This is a genomic window from Amycolatopsis sp. NPDC003731 (assembly GCF_053586895.1).
The window spans coordinates 53,694-68,519 of record NZ_JBSFNC010000019.1 but is presented as its reverse complement, the minus strand read 5'-3'; the positions used below and the strand labels follow the sequence as shown (position 1 = coordinate 68,519).

At 72.9% G+C, this 14,826-nt stretch carries 13 protein-coding genes; 4 read left to right on the top strand and 9 right to left on the bottom strand.

Features of this window, described 5'->3' with window-relative positions; translation table 11 throughout:
• Positions 1-82 precede the first annotated feature (82 nt).
• Both ACWDN5_RS11055 and ACWDN5_RS11050 read left to right on the top strand, forming a co-directional pair.
• Positions 83-1,852, top strand: coding sequence for an FAD-dependent monooxygenase (locus ACWDN5_RS11055; protein ID WP_449676046.1), 1,770 nt, complete (start codon positions 83-85; stop codon positions 1,850-1,852).
• 13 nt (positions 1,853-1,865) lie between these two features.
• Complete coding sequence (locus ACWDN5_RS11050; protein ID WP_449676044.1) at positions 1,866-3,770, top strand: maleylacetate reductase and hydroxyquinol 1,2-dioxygenase domain-containing protein; 1,905 nt, start codon at positions 1,866-1,868, stop codon at positions 3,768-3,770.
• 3 nt (positions 3,771-3,773) lie between these two features.
• Here the strand turns inward: ACWDN5_RS11050 and ACWDN5_RS11045 are convergent, their stop codons facing one another.
• Complete coding sequence (locus tag ACWDN5_RS11045; RefSeq protein WP_449676043.1) at positions 3,774-4,565, bottom strand: SGNH/GDSL hydrolase family protein; 792 nt, start codon at positions 4,563-4,565, stop codon at positions 3,774-3,776.
• An 84-nt stretch (positions 4,566-4,649) separates the two neighbouring features.
• Here ACWDN5_RS11045 and ACWDN5_RS11040 point away from each other — a divergent pair, with 84 nt between their 5' ends.
• Both ACWDN5_RS11040 and ACWDN5_RS11035 read left to right on the top strand, forming a co-directional pair.
• Positions 4,650-5,243, top strand: a complete 594-nt coding sequence (locus ACWDN5_RS11040; RefSeq protein ID WP_310971863.1) for a PadR family transcriptional regulator — start codon at positions 4,650-4,652, stop codon at positions 5,241-5,243.
• A 110-nt stretch (positions 5,244-5,353) separates the two neighbouring features.
• Entirely contained in the window at positions 5,354-6,145 is a 792-nt protein-coding gene (locus ACWDN5_RS11035; RefSeq protein WP_449676042.1) for a hypothetical protein, read from the top strand.
• Positions 6,146-6,160: 15 nt separating this feature from the next.
• On the opposite strand, the gene ACWDN5_RS11030 is transcribed toward ACWDN5_RS11035, so the two are convergent.
• The 8 genes from ACWDN5_RS11030 to ACWDN5_RS10995 all read right to left on the bottom strand — a co-directional run bounded on the left by ACWDN5_RS11030 (position 6,161) and on the right by ACWDN5_RS10995 (position 14,799).
• On the bottom strand, positions 6,161-9,454 hold the full coding sequence (locus ACWDN5_RS11030) for a hypothetical protein (protein WP_449676040.1): 3,294 nt from the start codon (positions 9,452-9,454) through the stop codon (positions 6,161-6,163).
• Positions 9,455-9,505: 51 nt separating this feature from the next.
• Positions 9,506-9,838, bottom strand: a complete 333-nt coding sequence (locus ACWDN5_RS11025; RefSeq protein ID WP_449676039.1) for a cytochrome P450 — start codon at positions 9,836-9,838, stop codon at positions 9,506-9,508.
• Positions 9,769-10,707: a cytochrome P450 gene (locus ACWDN5_RS11020; RefSeq protein WP_449676038.1), complete on the bottom strand. Its 939-nt coding sequence runs from the start codon at positions 10,705-10,707 to the stop codon at positions 9,769-9,771. Before ACWDN5_RS11020 ends, ACWDN5_RS11025 begins: the two co-directional genes overlap by 70 nt.
• A 114-nt stretch (positions 10,708-10,821) precedes the next feature.
• Positions 10,822-11,439, bottom strand: coding sequence for a serine hydrolase domain-containing protein (locus tag ACWDN5_RS11015; RefSeq protein WP_449676069.1), 618 nt, complete (start codon positions 11,437-11,439; stop codon positions 10,822-10,824).
• On the bottom strand, positions 11,349-11,975 hold the full coding sequence (locus tag ACWDN5_RS11010; RefSeq protein WP_449676037.1) for a serine hydrolase domain-containing protein: 627 nt from the start codon (positions 11,973-11,975) through the stop codon (positions 11,349-11,351). Before ACWDN5_RS11010 ends, ACWDN5_RS11015 begins: the two co-directional genes overlap by 91 nt.
• Positions 11,976-12,041: 66 nt before the next feature.
• Positions 12,042-12,503 carry a VOC family protein gene (locus ACWDN5_RS11005; RefSeq protein ID WP_310971867.1) on the bottom strand — a complete coding sequence of 154 codons (462 nt, stop codon included), beginning with the start codon at positions 12,501-12,503 and terminating at the stop codon, positions 12,042-12,044.
• Between the two features lie 79 nt (positions 12,504-12,582).
• Complete coding sequence (locus ACWDN5_RS11000) at positions 12,583-14,250, bottom strand: MOSC domain-containing protein (protein ID WP_449676036.1); 1,668 nt, start codon at positions 14,248-14,250, stop codon at positions 12,583-12,585.
• 24 nt (positions 14,251-14,274) lie between these two features.
• A complete protein-coding gene (locus ACWDN5_RS10995; protein WP_449676035.1) occupies positions 14,275-14,799 on the bottom strand; it encodes a CGNR zinc finger domain-containing protein in 525 nt (174 codons plus the stop codon).
• Between the last annotated feature and the right edge of the window lie 27 nt (positions 14,800-14,826).

Here is a 14,826-nt window from a genome sequence, read left to right as displayed (position 1 = left end):
ACGGTGACTTCGTATTGGACGTATGGCCGGCCGGTTCGCATACTCGTTCCACCGGTCGATGCGGACCCAGAGGTGAGGCAGCGTGAGCGACAACCCTGACAACCCCGGCGAAGTCACCACGGACGTCCTGGTCATCGGCAGCGGGCCGGCGGGCGCCTCGGCCGCGCTGTTCCTCGCCACCTACGGCGTGGACCACCTGGTGATCACCAAGTACCGGTGGACGGCCAACACCCCGCGCGCGCACATCACCAACCAGCGCACCGTGGAAATCCTGCGCGACATGGGCATCGAAGCCGACGTCAAGGCGCAGGGCACGCCCGCCGGGCTGATGGGCGACACGGTCTTCTGCACCAGCCTCGCCGGCGACGAGATCGGCCGGGTCCGGACCTGGGGGACGCACCCGGCCCGCAAGGCCGACTACACGCTGGCCAGCCCGTCCGAGAACTGCGACCTCCCGCAGACCCTGCTCGAGCCGATCCTGATCGGGCACGCCGCGGAGCGCGGCAGCCGGATCCGGTTCGACACCGAGTACCTGTCGCTGGAGCAGGACGACGACGGCGTCACCGTCACCGTGCGGGACAGGCTGTCCGGTCAGACCTACCCGATCCGCGCCAAGTACGTGATCGGCGCCGACGGCGGCCGCAGCCAGGTCGCCCGCGACATCGGGCTCCCCTTCGAAGGACAGATGGATCTCGCGGGGAGCATGAACATCGTCTTCCACGCCGACCTGACGAAGTACGTCGAGCACCGGCCGAGCGTGCTGTACTGGGTGCTGCAGCCGGGGTCGGACATCGGCGGCATCGGGATGGGCCTGGTGCGCATGGTCCGGCCGTGGGACGAGTGGCTCGTCGTCTGGGGCTACGACATCAGCCGGCCGCCCCCGCGGGTCGACGACGCCATGGCCACCAAGATCGTGCACGACCTGGTCGGCGACGACACCATCCCGGTCACCATCCGCTCCACCTCGTTGTGGGGCAACAACAAGATGTACGCCACCAGGTACCGGACGGGGCGCGTGTTCTGCGCGGGTGACGCCGTGCACCGGCACCCGCCGTCGAACGGCCTGGGCTCCAACACGTCCATCCAGGACTCCTACAACCTCGCCTGGAAGCTCGCCGCGGTGCTGTCCGGCAAGGCGGGGGAGGGGCTGCTCGACAGCTACGACGCCGAGCGCGCCCCGGTCGGCAAGCAGATCGTGGTGCGGGCCAACAAGTCCATCGAGGAGTTCGGCCCGATCTTCGACGCCCTCGGGTTCACCGCGACCGACGACCCGGCCGAGCAGATCGCGAACATGCGGGCCCGGACCGAGGACACCCCGGAGGCGGCCGCGCAGCGGGCCGCGCTGCGGGAGGCCTTGGAGCTGAAGGACTACGAGTTCAACGCCCACGGTGTCGAACTCGGCCAGCGGTACGTCTCCCGCGCGGTGGTGGGCGACGACACGCCCGAGCCGGAGTTCACCCGCGATCCCGAGCTGTACTACCACCCGACCACCTGGCCGGGGGCGCGCCTGCCGCACTGCTGGCTCGGCCACGGCGGGCACCGGGTCAGCACCCACGACATCGCCGGCAAGGGCCGGTTCGCCGTGCTCACCGGCATCTCCGGGCAGGCCTGGGCGGAGGCCGCCACCGGCGCCGCCCGGTCGCTCGGTGTCGACATCGAGGCGCACGTGATCGGCCCCGGCCGCGAGTACACCGACGTCTACGACGACTGGTCGCGGCTGCGCGAGGTCACCGAATCCGGGTGCGTGCTCGTCCGGCCGGACGCCCACGTCGGCTGGCGGGCCCACGAACTGCCCGCCGATCCGGAAAAAGCGCTCACCGAGGCACTCGCCCGCCTGCTCGACCGCGCCTGAGGAGGCCCGGAGAATGTTCACCTACACGGCTCGGCCCGCACGCATCGTCTTCGGGCCCGGCACCCTCGAGCAGGTCCGTGCCGAGGTCGAACGGCTCGGCCGGTCCCGGGCGATCGTCCTGGCCGGCCCGGACCTGGCGGAACCGGGCGACCGGGTCGAGAAGGTCCTCGGCCCACTCGCCGCGGGCCGCTTCGACGGCGCCGCCATGCACACCCCGGTGGCGGTCACCGAGCAGGCCCTCGCGCTGCTCCGGGAGGCCGGAGCGGACTGCGTGGTGGCGGTCGGCGGCGGTTCGACGACCGGGCTGGCCAAGGCCCTCGCCGTCCGCACCGGGGTCGACCAGGTGATCCTGCCGACCACCTACGCCGGATCGGAGGTCACCCCGGTCCTGGGCGAGACGGCGGACGGGGTCAAAACGACGCGCTCATCGCCGGACATCCTGCCCGAGACCGTGATCTACGATGTCGAGCTTTCCCGGGGACTGCCCGTCCCGATCGCGGTGACCAGTGGCGTGAACGCGCTCGCGCACGCCGTGGAGGCGCTCTACTCGCCCGACGCCAACCCCGTCATCGACGGAATGGCGCTCGACGCCATCGGGCGGCTGGCACGCGGACTCCGCGGGCTCGCCGAAGACAGCGTCGAAGCGCGGACCGAACTGTTGCAGGGCGCCTGGCTCGCCGGAACCTGCCTCGGCGCGGTCGGCATGGGCCTGCACCACAAGCTCTGCCACACCCTCGGCGGCAGCTTCGGCCTTCCCCACGCTCCGACGCACGCCGTCGTGCTCCCGCACGTCATGGCCTACAACGCCGCCGCGGCACCCGAGGCGATGCGCCGCATCGCCGACGCGCTCGGCGCCACCGACGCCCCGGCGGCCGTGTACGACCTGGTCGTCGAGGCCGGCGGGCCGACGTCACTGCGGGACCTCGGCTTGGCCGAGTCGGACCTCGACCGCGCGGCCGGACTCGCCACCGCCGCCCCGTACCCGAATCCCGCCGAGCCGACCCGGGACGGCGTCGCGCGGTTGCTGCGCCGGGCCTGGGCCGGTGAGCGTCCCGAGCCCACCGGCACGTCGGTGCTGGACCGGCTCACCGCCCAGGTCGTGTCGACCTTCGCCGGCACCCCCGATCCGCGGCTGCGCGCGCTGCTGCAGGACCTGGTTCCGCGGTTGCACGCCTTCGCGATCGACAACGACCTGACCCAGGACGAATGGCAGTACGGCATCGAGTTCCTGACCCGCACCGGGCAGCTCTGCGATGCCACCCGGCAGGAGTTCGTGCTGCTGTCGGACACGCTCGGCCTGTCCAGCGTCGTCGACGTCCTCACCAACTCCCGCACCCCCGACACCACCCCGTCCGCGGTGCTCGGTCCCTTCTACGTCGACGGCCCACCCGAACTGGAACAGGGCGCCGACATCGCCGCGGGGATGCCCGGCACCCCGCTGTGGGTGGACGTGCTGATCACCGACACGGACGACGAGCCCGTGGCGGAAGCGGTCGTGGACGTCTGGCAGTCCAATGAGGACGGATTCTACGACGTGCAACTGCCCGACCTCGACGGGCCGGTCCTCCGCGGACGGCTCCGCACCGACCGGGCCGGCCGCCTGCGGTTCTGGTCGATCCTGCCTTCGGACTACCCCATCCCGGCCGACGGCCCGGTCGGCGCGATGCTGGCCGCGACCGAACGGCACCCCTACCGCGCCCCGCACCTGCACTTCATGATCGCGGCCGAGGGCTGCCGGCGCCTGATCACCCAGCTCTTCGTCGCGGGCGGCAAGTACCTCGATTCCGACGCCGTATTCGGCGTCAAGGACGACCTCGTCGTGAACTTCGAACCCCGAACCGGCCCGACGCCCGATGGCCGGGCCGTCGACGGCGAATGGCGCCGGCTCGATTTCACCTTCCAGATCGCTCGCCGGTAAGACTCAACTCCGCGGTGCCTCGATGCGGTGCAGTTGAGGGTGTTTCGCCGTGCGCTGGTCCCCGGAAGACTGGCCGCGCAGACGCCTGCCGAGCCAGGGGCCGAGAAAGGTGGCTGCCCAACGCAGTTCGGCGGTGGCGCGCCCCGGGGTTGACGGTGGGGTGGGCAACGATGGCGCCGGTTCGTTCCAGGAATCGTCGCTGCCCGGCACCCGCAGGGCGTGCGCGACCGCGTCGGCGATCAGCTGGTGCCCCAGGGGACTGCAGTGCAACCGGTCCTCGCTCCAGAACCGGCGGTCGGCGACGGAGGGGTGCCGGGCGATCTCCGCGACGGCGACTCCGTGCCGGGCGGCCGCGGCGCGGATCCGGTCGTTGATGTCGAGGATGCGGGAGCGAACCGGTCGGGCGAGGGGGATGACCCTGGTGATGTCGGGAAAGGTCAGCGTCGCCACGCGGGCTCCGGCGTCGGTGAGCGCGGCGAACATCGCTTCCAGGTGAGCGGCCACCGTGGCGGTCTCGACCCGGAGCCGCAGCAGGTCGTTGACGCCGGCGACGACGGTGGCCAGGTCGGGGCGCAGGGCCAGAGCCGGCTCCAGTTGCTCGGACCGGACTTCGTCCGCGCGGCGGCCACGGACGGCGAGGTTGGCGTACTGGAGATCGGGGTTGTCGGCGGTGAGGCGTTCGGCGAGCCGGTCGGCCCATCCTCGAAGGCCCGCGGTGTCGTCACCGTCGCCGACGCCCTCGGTTTGGCTGTCACCCAAGGCGACGTAGCGCAGGTACGGGCCGCTGACTGTCACACGTCCTCCTAGTCATAATAATGACTAATCATAACCATGGCTATGATGGGCTCGCCCCCATGTCGACGAGGAAGAGAGGCGCCGGTGAGTCTGCGGCATGCTGTGCTCGCGGCGTTGCTGTCCGGCGAGTACAGCGGCTACGAGCTGGCCAAGGCGTTCGACGTGGGCGTCGCCAACTTCTGGTACGCCCGGCCGCAGCAGCTCTACCTGGAGCTGGCCAAGCTCGAGAAGGACGGGTTGATCAGCGGCCGGGAAGTGGTCCAGCGAACCCGGCCCACCAAGCGGCTGTTCCTGGTCACCGACGCCGGCCTCGCCGAGCTGGCGGACTTCGCCGCCGCCGTGGGCAAGCCGTCGTTCATCCGCGACGACCTGCTGGTCAAGGTCCAGGCCGTCGACCACGTCGACGCGGCACCGGTGATCGCGCAACTGGAGCACCGCGCCGCGGCAGCCGCGGCCAAAGTGGAGCTCCTCGACAAGATCCTGCGGCGGTTGCGCGGGGATCTCGACGAGGAAACCTACCTGCGCCACGGATCTCCGATCGGGCCCTACCTGACGTGCTTGCGCGGCCGGCGGTTCGAGCAGGAACACCACGAATGGTCGGCGCGGGCCGCCGCGCTCCTGCGTGATCGGGCGACTCGGAACGACCAACCGGCGCCTGTTTCGGATCCATCCCGGTAGGGCTGTCGACCGGAAGCGCACCGTTGCTCTGGAGCGGGCAGGATGTGGTGCAGGGGAGTCGTGCCTGCCGGACGCGCGATCCCGTTCCCGGCCCGAGGATTGGACGTGAAATGGGACGCTCGTCGGTGTTCACCTTCCAGTACATCGCCATCGACACCGAGGCGGGGGTGACGCCGGAGGAGTTCGAGACCTTCGTGCGCGGCGAAGGCGTTCACCTGCCCTTGTACCCGGGGTGGCGGTGGACTCTGCTGCGCGGGTTGCGCGGAGAGCGGACCGGGCAGTACCTGATGTTGTACGAGATCGACAGCGCCGAGCAGCGCGACCGCTACGTCACGGCCCGGGGCGAGCAGACCGACTCGGCGCGGCAGTTCTGGGCGCGGCACCCGGAGGCGGAGGCGGTGCTGGCGCGGTGGCGGCGGCTGGGCACGTTCGCTGAGCTGCCGACCTTGTTCACCGACTACCGGCTGCTGGCCGACAATCCGCGGAGCACGGTCACGCCCGGCCCCCGCTACCGCGACCGCCCGGGGGAGGAGCCCGTCGCCCGGGTCATCGGGATCCACAACCTGGCGTTGCGCGCCGGGGTGACCGAGGAGGTGTTCGACCGCTTCATCGCCGAGAACCACCACCGGATCGACGACTACCCGGACTGGCGGTTCCACGTGCTCAAGGGCGAGCGGGGCAACCGCCTCGACCAGTACGTGATGATGATGGAGATCGCGAGCCTGGAGGCGCTGGACGTCTTCTACCCCGAGCCCGACATCGCCACCGGCGAGGCCGCGGAGTTCGCGGCCGCCCACCGCGACACCAAGCAGATGTACGAGGAGTGGAAGCAGCTGGCCTCGTTCTCCGGCTCACCGCAGATCTACACGGACTACCTCGCCGTCGCGGAGAACCCGGCGTAATCCCGCACGGGCTCGTCACTCGGGAGCGAGCACGATGTGCGACGCGCGTTCGCGGACGTCGGCGTCAGGGTGATCACGCAGTGCCGATACCCGCTCGCGCCACGGACGTGGCCAGCCGGCGTGCGGGCCGGCTTGGCTCGCGACACTCGCTGCCAGCAACGCCTCCGCCGGGCTCGCCGTCAGGGCTTGCGCGGCGTCGAACAGCTCGGAGCGGCCGGGATCGTGGCCGGCCAGCCAGGCCGCGAGCCGGTCCGCCACTTGCCACGCCGCTGTGGGACGGTCGGCGAGGGCAGCGATCCGGCGGAGGGCCGGCAGCAGGTCGCCGCGGCGGGGTAGGGCGCTGACGGCGAGCAGGAGCGCGTCCGTCCGGTACTCCGCCCGTTCCGCCAGCGTCATCGACAGCTGCTCCGCCGCCGCGCGCATCGCGTCGCCACCGGCGTCCAGGCGGGCGGCGAAACGGACGAGGAACAGGCGAAGCCGTTGCCGCGCCGGCTGGTCCCGCCCGGCGACGGCCACGCCGGCCTGTTCGACGAGTGTCGTGACCACGTCGTGCACCGGTGCCGGGTCACCGGTGACCGCGCACGCGGTGAGCAGCGCGTCGAGCGCGTATCGCCACGTCGCGGTGCTCGTCAGGTCGCCGATCAGGGTGACCACCGCAGCGGGTCCTGCGCGGTCCCAGACGCTCCACGCGGGCCACGCCGCCAAGCCGATCCGCGCGGTGTCCGAGTCGGCGCTTGCCGTCACGGTCCGCACCAGCGCGCCGTACGGCGCGCGGTGGTGCTCGGCGATGGTCAGCGGGTCGGCTTCGGTCACCGCCGTGGCCACCGCGGCCATCGCGGTCGCTTCGGTGAGCCATTGCCACGCGCGTTCGTCGTCGAGCAGCCGGCGCGCGGCCGACACGATGGCGCGGCGGAGATCGCGGTGCAGGTCCGGGTCCGCCCACAGCGCGGCCAGTTCGCCGGCCGCGCCCGGCACGCGGTGCTCGGCGAGCAGCCGGATCGCCTCCTTGCGCGAGGTCACCTTCTTGCCGGCCAGCACCGGCCGGAGCGCGGCCCCCAATTCGGCGGGCGGGACGGTCCGGGCGGCCCGGCCGGCCGCGTACACCGCGACCCGGGCGCGGTCGGTGTCGGCGTGGCCGAGCAACGTGCCCAGTGCCTCGCCGGGCCGATCGACCCAGGCCAGCCCGGCCAGCGCGGCCTCGACCACGGCGACTTCGTCGTCCTGCAGGAACGGCTCCACGTCTTCGATGCGGGCGCCGGGCAGACCGGCCAGCCGCTGCACGGCGGAGACCCGCTCCCAGACCGGCTTGCGGGGCGCGGTGGCGAGGTCGGCCAGCAGTTCGGCGTAGCGGGCGACCTGACGCGGCAGCCAGTGCCACGCCGACCCGCCGAAGGCCGGCACCAGCCGGCCACCGCGGGTGGCGAACCGTCCCCGCGGTGGCCGGTCCAGGACGCGGTCGAGCAGGTCGGTCCGGCGTCCGCCGACCGCGTTCGCCACGGCGGTCACCGTGATCGTGGAGGAGTCGCGCCGCAGCACGGCCTCGACGCGTTCGTCGCGGGTCGCGGGCGGGGCCAGCCACAGCTCGAGGGCCCGGTGGACCGTGTGGTCCTCGGCCGCGCGGGTCGCTTCGCCGAGGACCGCCTGCAGGTCGGCCATCGGCCAGGCCCGCCGGTGCAGTCCCGCGGCCAGCGACAGGACCAGGTCGTAGCGGCCGGCGCGGGCGTCGGCGGCGATGCGCGGCCGCAGCGCCGCCCACACGACGTGCTCGGCGCCGCGGGGCAGGGACTGGTCGAGCCGGTGCAGGGTGAGGGTGTGCGCGTGGCCGCCGGACAGCTCCAAGATCCGCAGGCCGCTTTCGACCAAGCCGGGTTGCCCCGTGAGCGTGCCTTGGCGGACGAGGGTGACGGCTGTGGTGCCGACCGCTTGCCGGGTACCCCACGACGCGTCCCTGGCCTGAACGGCGTCGGTGGCCGGCTTCACCAGGGCGGACGGGTCGGCCGACCGCAGCAGCCAGCCCGGGATGGCGGCGACGGCGGCGAGCGCGGCGTGGCGGACCGGGTCCTGTTCGTTGGGCAGCCGGGGCAACGACGCCAGCAGGCCGGCGACGACGTCCGGGTCCCGGGTCGCGGCCGCCGCGCCGATCAGAAGCGGGTAGCCGAGAGCTCGCTCGGCGGCGGACGGCCGGGCGGTCGCGGCGCGCAGGAGCGGTTCGGCTTCCGGCCACGGCAGCCGGGCGGTCGCCTGCCGGCGCAGGTCGGGGTCGTCGGCCACCGGGCGGGTGGCGAGCAACCGGCGGGCGTGCTCGTGCCGGGACCGCCACGGCAGGACGTCGAGCACCGTCATCGGCAGGCCGGCCTCCTGCAGGTTGCGGTCGCCCAACGCGCCACTCAGGACGGTGGCGCGCCGGCCGGGCGGAAGCGCGCGCACCAACGCCGCCAACCGTGTCGCATCGGTGAGCCAGGTGCGCGCGAGCGAAGTCAGTGATTCGTCCGATGCCCGCCGCAGTGCCCGTTCCGTGCTTCGGCCCGGCTGGAACCCGATGCGCCGCGTGGGATCGGCGAGGATCGCGACGACCCGGTCCGGATCGGCGGCGATCGCCGTGGCCAGCCAGCGGTTCGCGCCGGCCGGGAGCCCGGTCGGCGGTCCCGAGTGCGCGAGCAGGTCGACGAGCTGGGCGGGGTCGTGCCGGACCAGCTGCTTCAGCGCGGGTCCGAAGCGCGCCCAGGTGGCGTTGCGGCCGGCGGCACCGGCCACGGCCAGCCGGCGCCGCAGGTGCGCGAGCACGACGGCGGGGTGCCGGCGGGCCAGCGCGGCGAGGTTGGGCACGGCGAAGTCCAGTTCCGGCAGCAAGGCCGTCACCGTGCCGGCTTCGCAAGCGGGGAGCACGGCGGCCGCCTCGTGGTCACCGAAGCGGGCGCGCACCGAGGGCAGGAGAGCTTCGGCCCAGGTGGTGGCGCCGGTGGCGCGCACGGCGCGGTAGAGGGTGTGCCGCCACGCGAGGGGCGCGGTCGGGAGTGCCGCGGTCAGGACGTCGAGATGGCGGCCGCGGTGGGCGCAGTGGGTCATCGCCAGACCGGCGACCCGGGTGTCGGCCGAGACGAGGATGCGGCGCAGGTGCGTGTCGTCGTCCGCGACGACGGCCATCGTGGCGGCCCAGACCCGGGGAATGCCGGGGACGGCGGCCAGCTCCGCGAGCAGGGCGGCGAGCTCCGGGGTACCGGCCAGCGCGCGTGCGGTGTCGGCGAGGACCCGCCGGCGCGCCGGCGCGGCCAGCGGATCGATCCGGGCGAGAAGGGCGCGCATGTCCATTCCGGCGATTGTTCCCGATCATGAGGCGCGCACCAACGCAATTCCACCCGGTCACCACGTGATCAGCAGCCGCCGGAGTCCCCGGGTCAGGCTCTCGGGCTGCCAGGCCAGCTCGTCGTCCCCCTCGGCCACCCGCAGCCCGGGCATCCTCGTCACCAGGCCGCGCAACGCCACCTGCAGTTCCATCCGGGCCAACGGCGCGCCGAGGCAGAAATGCGGGCCGCGGCCGAAGGACAGGTGGTGAGCCGCTTCGCCGCGAGCCACATCGAACCGGTCCGGGTCCGCGAACACGGCCGGGTCCCGGTTGGCCGCGTTCACGACCGGGAAAACCGTGGTGCCGGCTTCGACGGTCCGGCCGGAGAAGTCCACGGCCTCCCGCGCCATGCGTGGCTGCCCGGCGTGGCCCAGGGCGACCACCCGCAGCATTCCTCCACCGCGTTCGGCACCAGATCCGGCTCCGCCACCAGCCGTTCCCACTGGTCCGGGTGCCGGGACAGCAACAGCACCGACTTGGCCAGCTGCGCCATGGTCGTCTCGTGGCCGGCGCCGATCAGCAGCATCACGGTGATCAGCAGCTCGGCTTCGCTGAGCCGATCGCCGTCCTCGTCGTGCACCTGGGTCAGGCCGGAAAGCAGGTCGTCGCCCGGGTGGTGACGTTTCTGCTCGATCAGCCCGAGCAAGTGCGACGCGGCGACCGCTCCGGTCGCCGCGAATTCCTCCTGGTCGAACGTGGTCGTGATGGACAGGGCTTCGATGAACGCGAGCAGGGGTTCGCGCTCGTCGCGGGCGATGCCGAGCAGTTCGCAGATCACGATGCCGGGCAGCGGTTCGGCCAGCGCGCCGACCAGGTCCGCCGGCGGCCCGGCGGCCAGCATCCGGTCCACCAGCCCGGCCGCGACCTCCTCCACTCTCGGCCGCAGGAGTTCCACGTTGCGGACGGTGAACGCCTTGGCCACCAGGCGACGCAGTCTCGTGTGGTCGGGCGGGTCCATGTTCGGCATCATGTCCGGCGACTGCAGGCCGGGCACGATGGTGGGGGCGTCCGGGGTCGCCAGGGCGGCGCGGCTCATCCGGGGGTCGGACATCGTGCGCTGGACGTCGTCGTAGCGGGTGACCAGCCGGACCCGGTGCCCGCCGGCCAAGCGGACCAGGGGCACCGGGTCGGTGTGCAGCAGCCGGAGCGCCTCGGCGGCCGGATCGGTCGAAGGTGGTTCGTCGAACGGGAACAGTGGTGGCTGACCGTGCGCTGTCATCGGCGCTCTCCCGTTGCCGTGCCGAAGCGACGACGACAGTGTGCGGGCGGTGGAGGGCGCCGGGCAAGGCTTCGCGCCGCGGCATCCCGGTCGGACGACCCGCCGGCCGGCAGCTCAGCCGAACACCGCGCCGATGAGCCCGCCCAACGCCGCGGGGAACACGCCGGCCGGGTCGCTTTCCCCGGTGGTCAGGGTGGCGGTCAGGGTCCTGCTGCCGTCGGGCGTGCCGATCATCAGCGCTCCGTAGCCTCCCGGCGCGCTGCCGTTGTGGTGGACGATGGTGCCGTGGCCGAGGTCCTGCACCCAGATGCCCAGGCCGAGGCCGAGTTTGCCCTGCGGCGTCAGCATTTCGGCCAGCAGCCCGGCGGGCAGGAGACGGCCGCCCAGGAGCGCCGAGATGAAGGTGCCGAGGTCCTCGGCCGTCGAGACGAGGTGGCCGGCGCCGGCCAGCAGCGACGGGTTCTGGCGGCTGACGTCGACCACCTTCCACTCGCCGGCGTCCTGGTAGCGGTAGTAGCCGTGGGCGTGCGGCCCGGGCAGCTGCGGCGACGTCGCCGACACCACGGTGCCCGACAGGCCGAGCGGCCCCAGGATCCGCTGCTGCGCCTGCTCGGCGTAGGAGCGGCCGGTGATCTTCTCGATCAGGAGCAGGGCCACCGTGTAGTTCGTGTTGGAGTAGCTCTGGTCGGTCCCCGGTGCGAACCGCGCCGGCCGGGCCAGCGCGAACCGCACGAGCTCTTCCGGGTGGTAGGTGTGGAACCGGTTGTCCACCACGGTTTGCCGACGGACGGCAGCCCCATCTCGAACGCGCCGTCGGCGCCGAGTTCGCCGGTGTAGTTGTACAGCCCGCTGGTGTGCTGCAGCAGCATCCGCACCGTGATCCGCGCGTCCAGCCCGAGCTCGGGCAGGTGCCCGGCCACCGGGTCGTCCAGCCCGAGCCGGCCCTCGGCCACCAGCTGCAGCACCAGGGTCGCGGTGAAGGTCTTGGTGACGCTGCCCGCCCAGGCCTGCCCGTTCGCCGGCGGCTCGGCGGTGCCGCCCAGCTCGCTGACCCCGGCGCCCCCGGTCCAGTCGCCGTGTTCGTCGTGCACGCGGACCCGCGCCCCGGCGAATCCCGCGTCGACGAACGCCTGGACGGCCTGCTGCAGTTCGGGCCGGGCCTCGACGGCGGCGGTGTCGAGCTTCTGCATCGTGTTCTCCGAAGTGTCGGGCGTCCCGCTGGCGGTGACGCGTCCGGTGGTGGCGAGGGCGATCGATGACCTGATCACGAGAACCACGATCGCCTCCCGCCCTGACACCGGACGGCCACTGCGCTGACACGGACCCTGACCCGCTCAGTCCAGGCAGAACTCGTTGCCTTCGGGGTCGGTCAGCACGATGAACCCGGCACTGAGCGGCGGCGCGGGTTCGCTGCGGCGGACCCGGGCCGCGCCGAGGGCGACCAGCCGTGCGCACTCCGCTTCGAGCGCCGCCATCCGCTCGTCGCCCTGCAGGCCGGGCGCGGCCCGGACGTCGAGGTGGACCCGGTTCTTCGCGGTCTTGCCCTCCGGCACCCGCTGGAAGAACAGGCGCGGCCCCTGCCCGTCGGGGTCTTCGACGGCGGAGCTGCTGGTGCGCTGCTCTTCCGGCACGCCGACCCGCTCGAGGAACTCGTCCCACGCGGCGAAGGGGTCGGCGCCTTCGGGCAGCTCGACGCCGGGTGGTGCGGGGTGGACGTAGCCCAGCACCTCGCGCCAGAACGCCGAAAGCGCTCGCGGGTCGTGGGCGTCGAAGGTGACCTGGACGTGTCGGCTCATCGGGGTGCTCCGTCGGTCGTCGGGCTGAGGGTGCCCACCTTGCCACCGGATGCGGACAGCTGCGGTCCTCGATCGGGTCTCACAGGTCCAGGACGACGTCGTCCTGCGGCTGGGCGCAGCAGACGAGTGCTTCGTCCGGCGCCGGCGGTTCGAGCGGTTCGGTGTCGTAGCGCACCCGGCCCGAAAGCACCGGGGTCACGCAGGTGTGGCAGACGCCGGTGCGGCACGACCAGCGCGTCGGCACGTCGCACGCCTCGGCGAACTCGAGCAGGCTGGGGTAGCGGTCGCTCCACGGCACCGTGAGCCCGCTCCGCGCGAACGTGACCGCGGGGCCCGCTCCGGCCGCGCCGGCCGGAGGATGCGGGGTCTTGCGGACGACGCCGGTGAGGCCCGGGTTGATCGCGGACACGCCGCCGAACAGTTCACTGTGGACACGTGCCGGGTCGAACCCCAGAGAGGTCAGGGATTCCCGCACGGCCGTCATGAAGGCGTCCGGTCCGCACAGGTAGACGGCGCCGTCGACCGGCAGGTCCGACAGCGTCTCGCGGGTCAGCCGGCCGTGTTCCGCGGTGTAGTGGATGCGCTCGTGGCCGTGCGGGAGGCTCGCCAGCAAGGCGTGTGCCTCGGCGGCGAACGCGTGCTCGGCGGCGGTCCGGGTGGTGTGCAGCCACCAGACCTCCCGCGGAGTCCGGTTCGCGGCGAGGGTGTGCAGCATGGCCAGGACCGGGGTCACGCCGATGCCCGCGGAGACGAGGACCACGGGCCGGTCCTCTTCGGCCAGCACGAAGTCGCCGCGCGGGGCCGCGACGGCGACGACGGCGCCGGCGGTCAGCTGTGCGTGGAGGTAGCTGCTGACGACTCCGTCCCGTTTGACGCTGATGCGGTACTCGCGCTCCGATGGCGTCGCCGACAGCGAGTAGCTGCGGACCGGTGCCGGGTCGGCGGCGCCGGGGACGCGCAGGGTGAGGTACTGGCCCGGCTCGGGCCGGGGGAGCGGCGCGCCGTCCTCGGCGGCCAGGTGGAAGGAGACCACCGTCGTGCTCTCGGGCACCACACGGGTGACGCGCAGGGGCCGGAACCCGCTCCAGCCGCGGGGTGCCGGGGGCTCCTCCGCCAGCAGGTCCCGGAACGATCCCTGCCAGCCCGGGCTGAGCGCCGGGACGTCGACGGCCTTGCGCAGCAGGTCCCGGTCGCGGCCGGGCAGGTAGAGCAGGGCGTCGACGGCCGCGACGCTCAGTTCGTGCCGTCCGGTCCGGGTGCGGACGATCTCGTCGCCGGCCTGGACGTGGCCCTCGGTGATGACCCGCAGGTAGAAGCCGGGCCGGTGGTGGGCCACCAGCAGCGAGGGCATCCGCGGCTCGCCGAGGCGCATCCCGACGCGGAAGCACGTGACGCGCGGCTGGGTGACCTCGAACTCGGCCTCGCCGATGCGGTACCGGTCGCCGATGTGCACCTCGTCGTCGGGCAGGCCGTCGACGGTGAAGTTCTCGCCGAACTGGCCGTCCTCGAGGTCGTCGCGGCCGAGGAACCGCCGCCAGTGTTCGTAGGACTGGCGCTGGTAGACGAGCACCGCGCGGTTCTCGCCGCCGTGGCCACCCAGGTCGCCCTGGCCGTCGCCGTCGACGTTGAGCCGGCGGACCATGCGGCGGCCCTCGACGGGGTACTTGAAGATTCCCGTGTGGACGGTCCGCCCCTGCCAGGGCACGTCCTGGGGCAGTCCGACGTTCAGTGACACCAAGCGGGCCATGGTGGTCGTCTCCTTCGGGCGGCTTCAGTCGGCCGAGATCCGCGTGCGCTGGTAGTGCCGCCGCGCCTTCATGCGATTGCCGCACACGGCCATCGAACACCAGCGGGCACTGTTGGGTTTGCTGTGGTCGATCAGGAACAGCCGGCATTCGGGGTTGGCGCACGGGCGCAGCCGGCCGGGGCTCGACTTCGCGAGCGCGTCCCAGGCCAGCACGGCCCGTGCGGCGGCGGACCGGCCGGGCGGGACGTCGAGGACCCACTCGACGCCGTCGTCGCCGAAAGCGGCCCGGTAGCTCGCACCGTCGACGAACCGCGCGGCCGCGGTGGGGGAGGCGTCGCCGCGCACGACGGCCTGCAGCACGGGGCGCACTTCGAGCAGGGCGCGGAGCTCGTCGTCGGTGGCCGGCTGCCCGTGGCCGGCCAGCCACGCCCGGCCCGCCCGCGGGCCGGCGAGGTCGTCCCCGGCCCGGCCGTCCCGGACCGGGGTGGTGTTGAGCAGGTCGAGCAGCAGCGCCTCGTCGGTCGTCGTCAACCTAACCTCCAAACCCATGCTTGACAGGTTACAGCATGCGCTGCT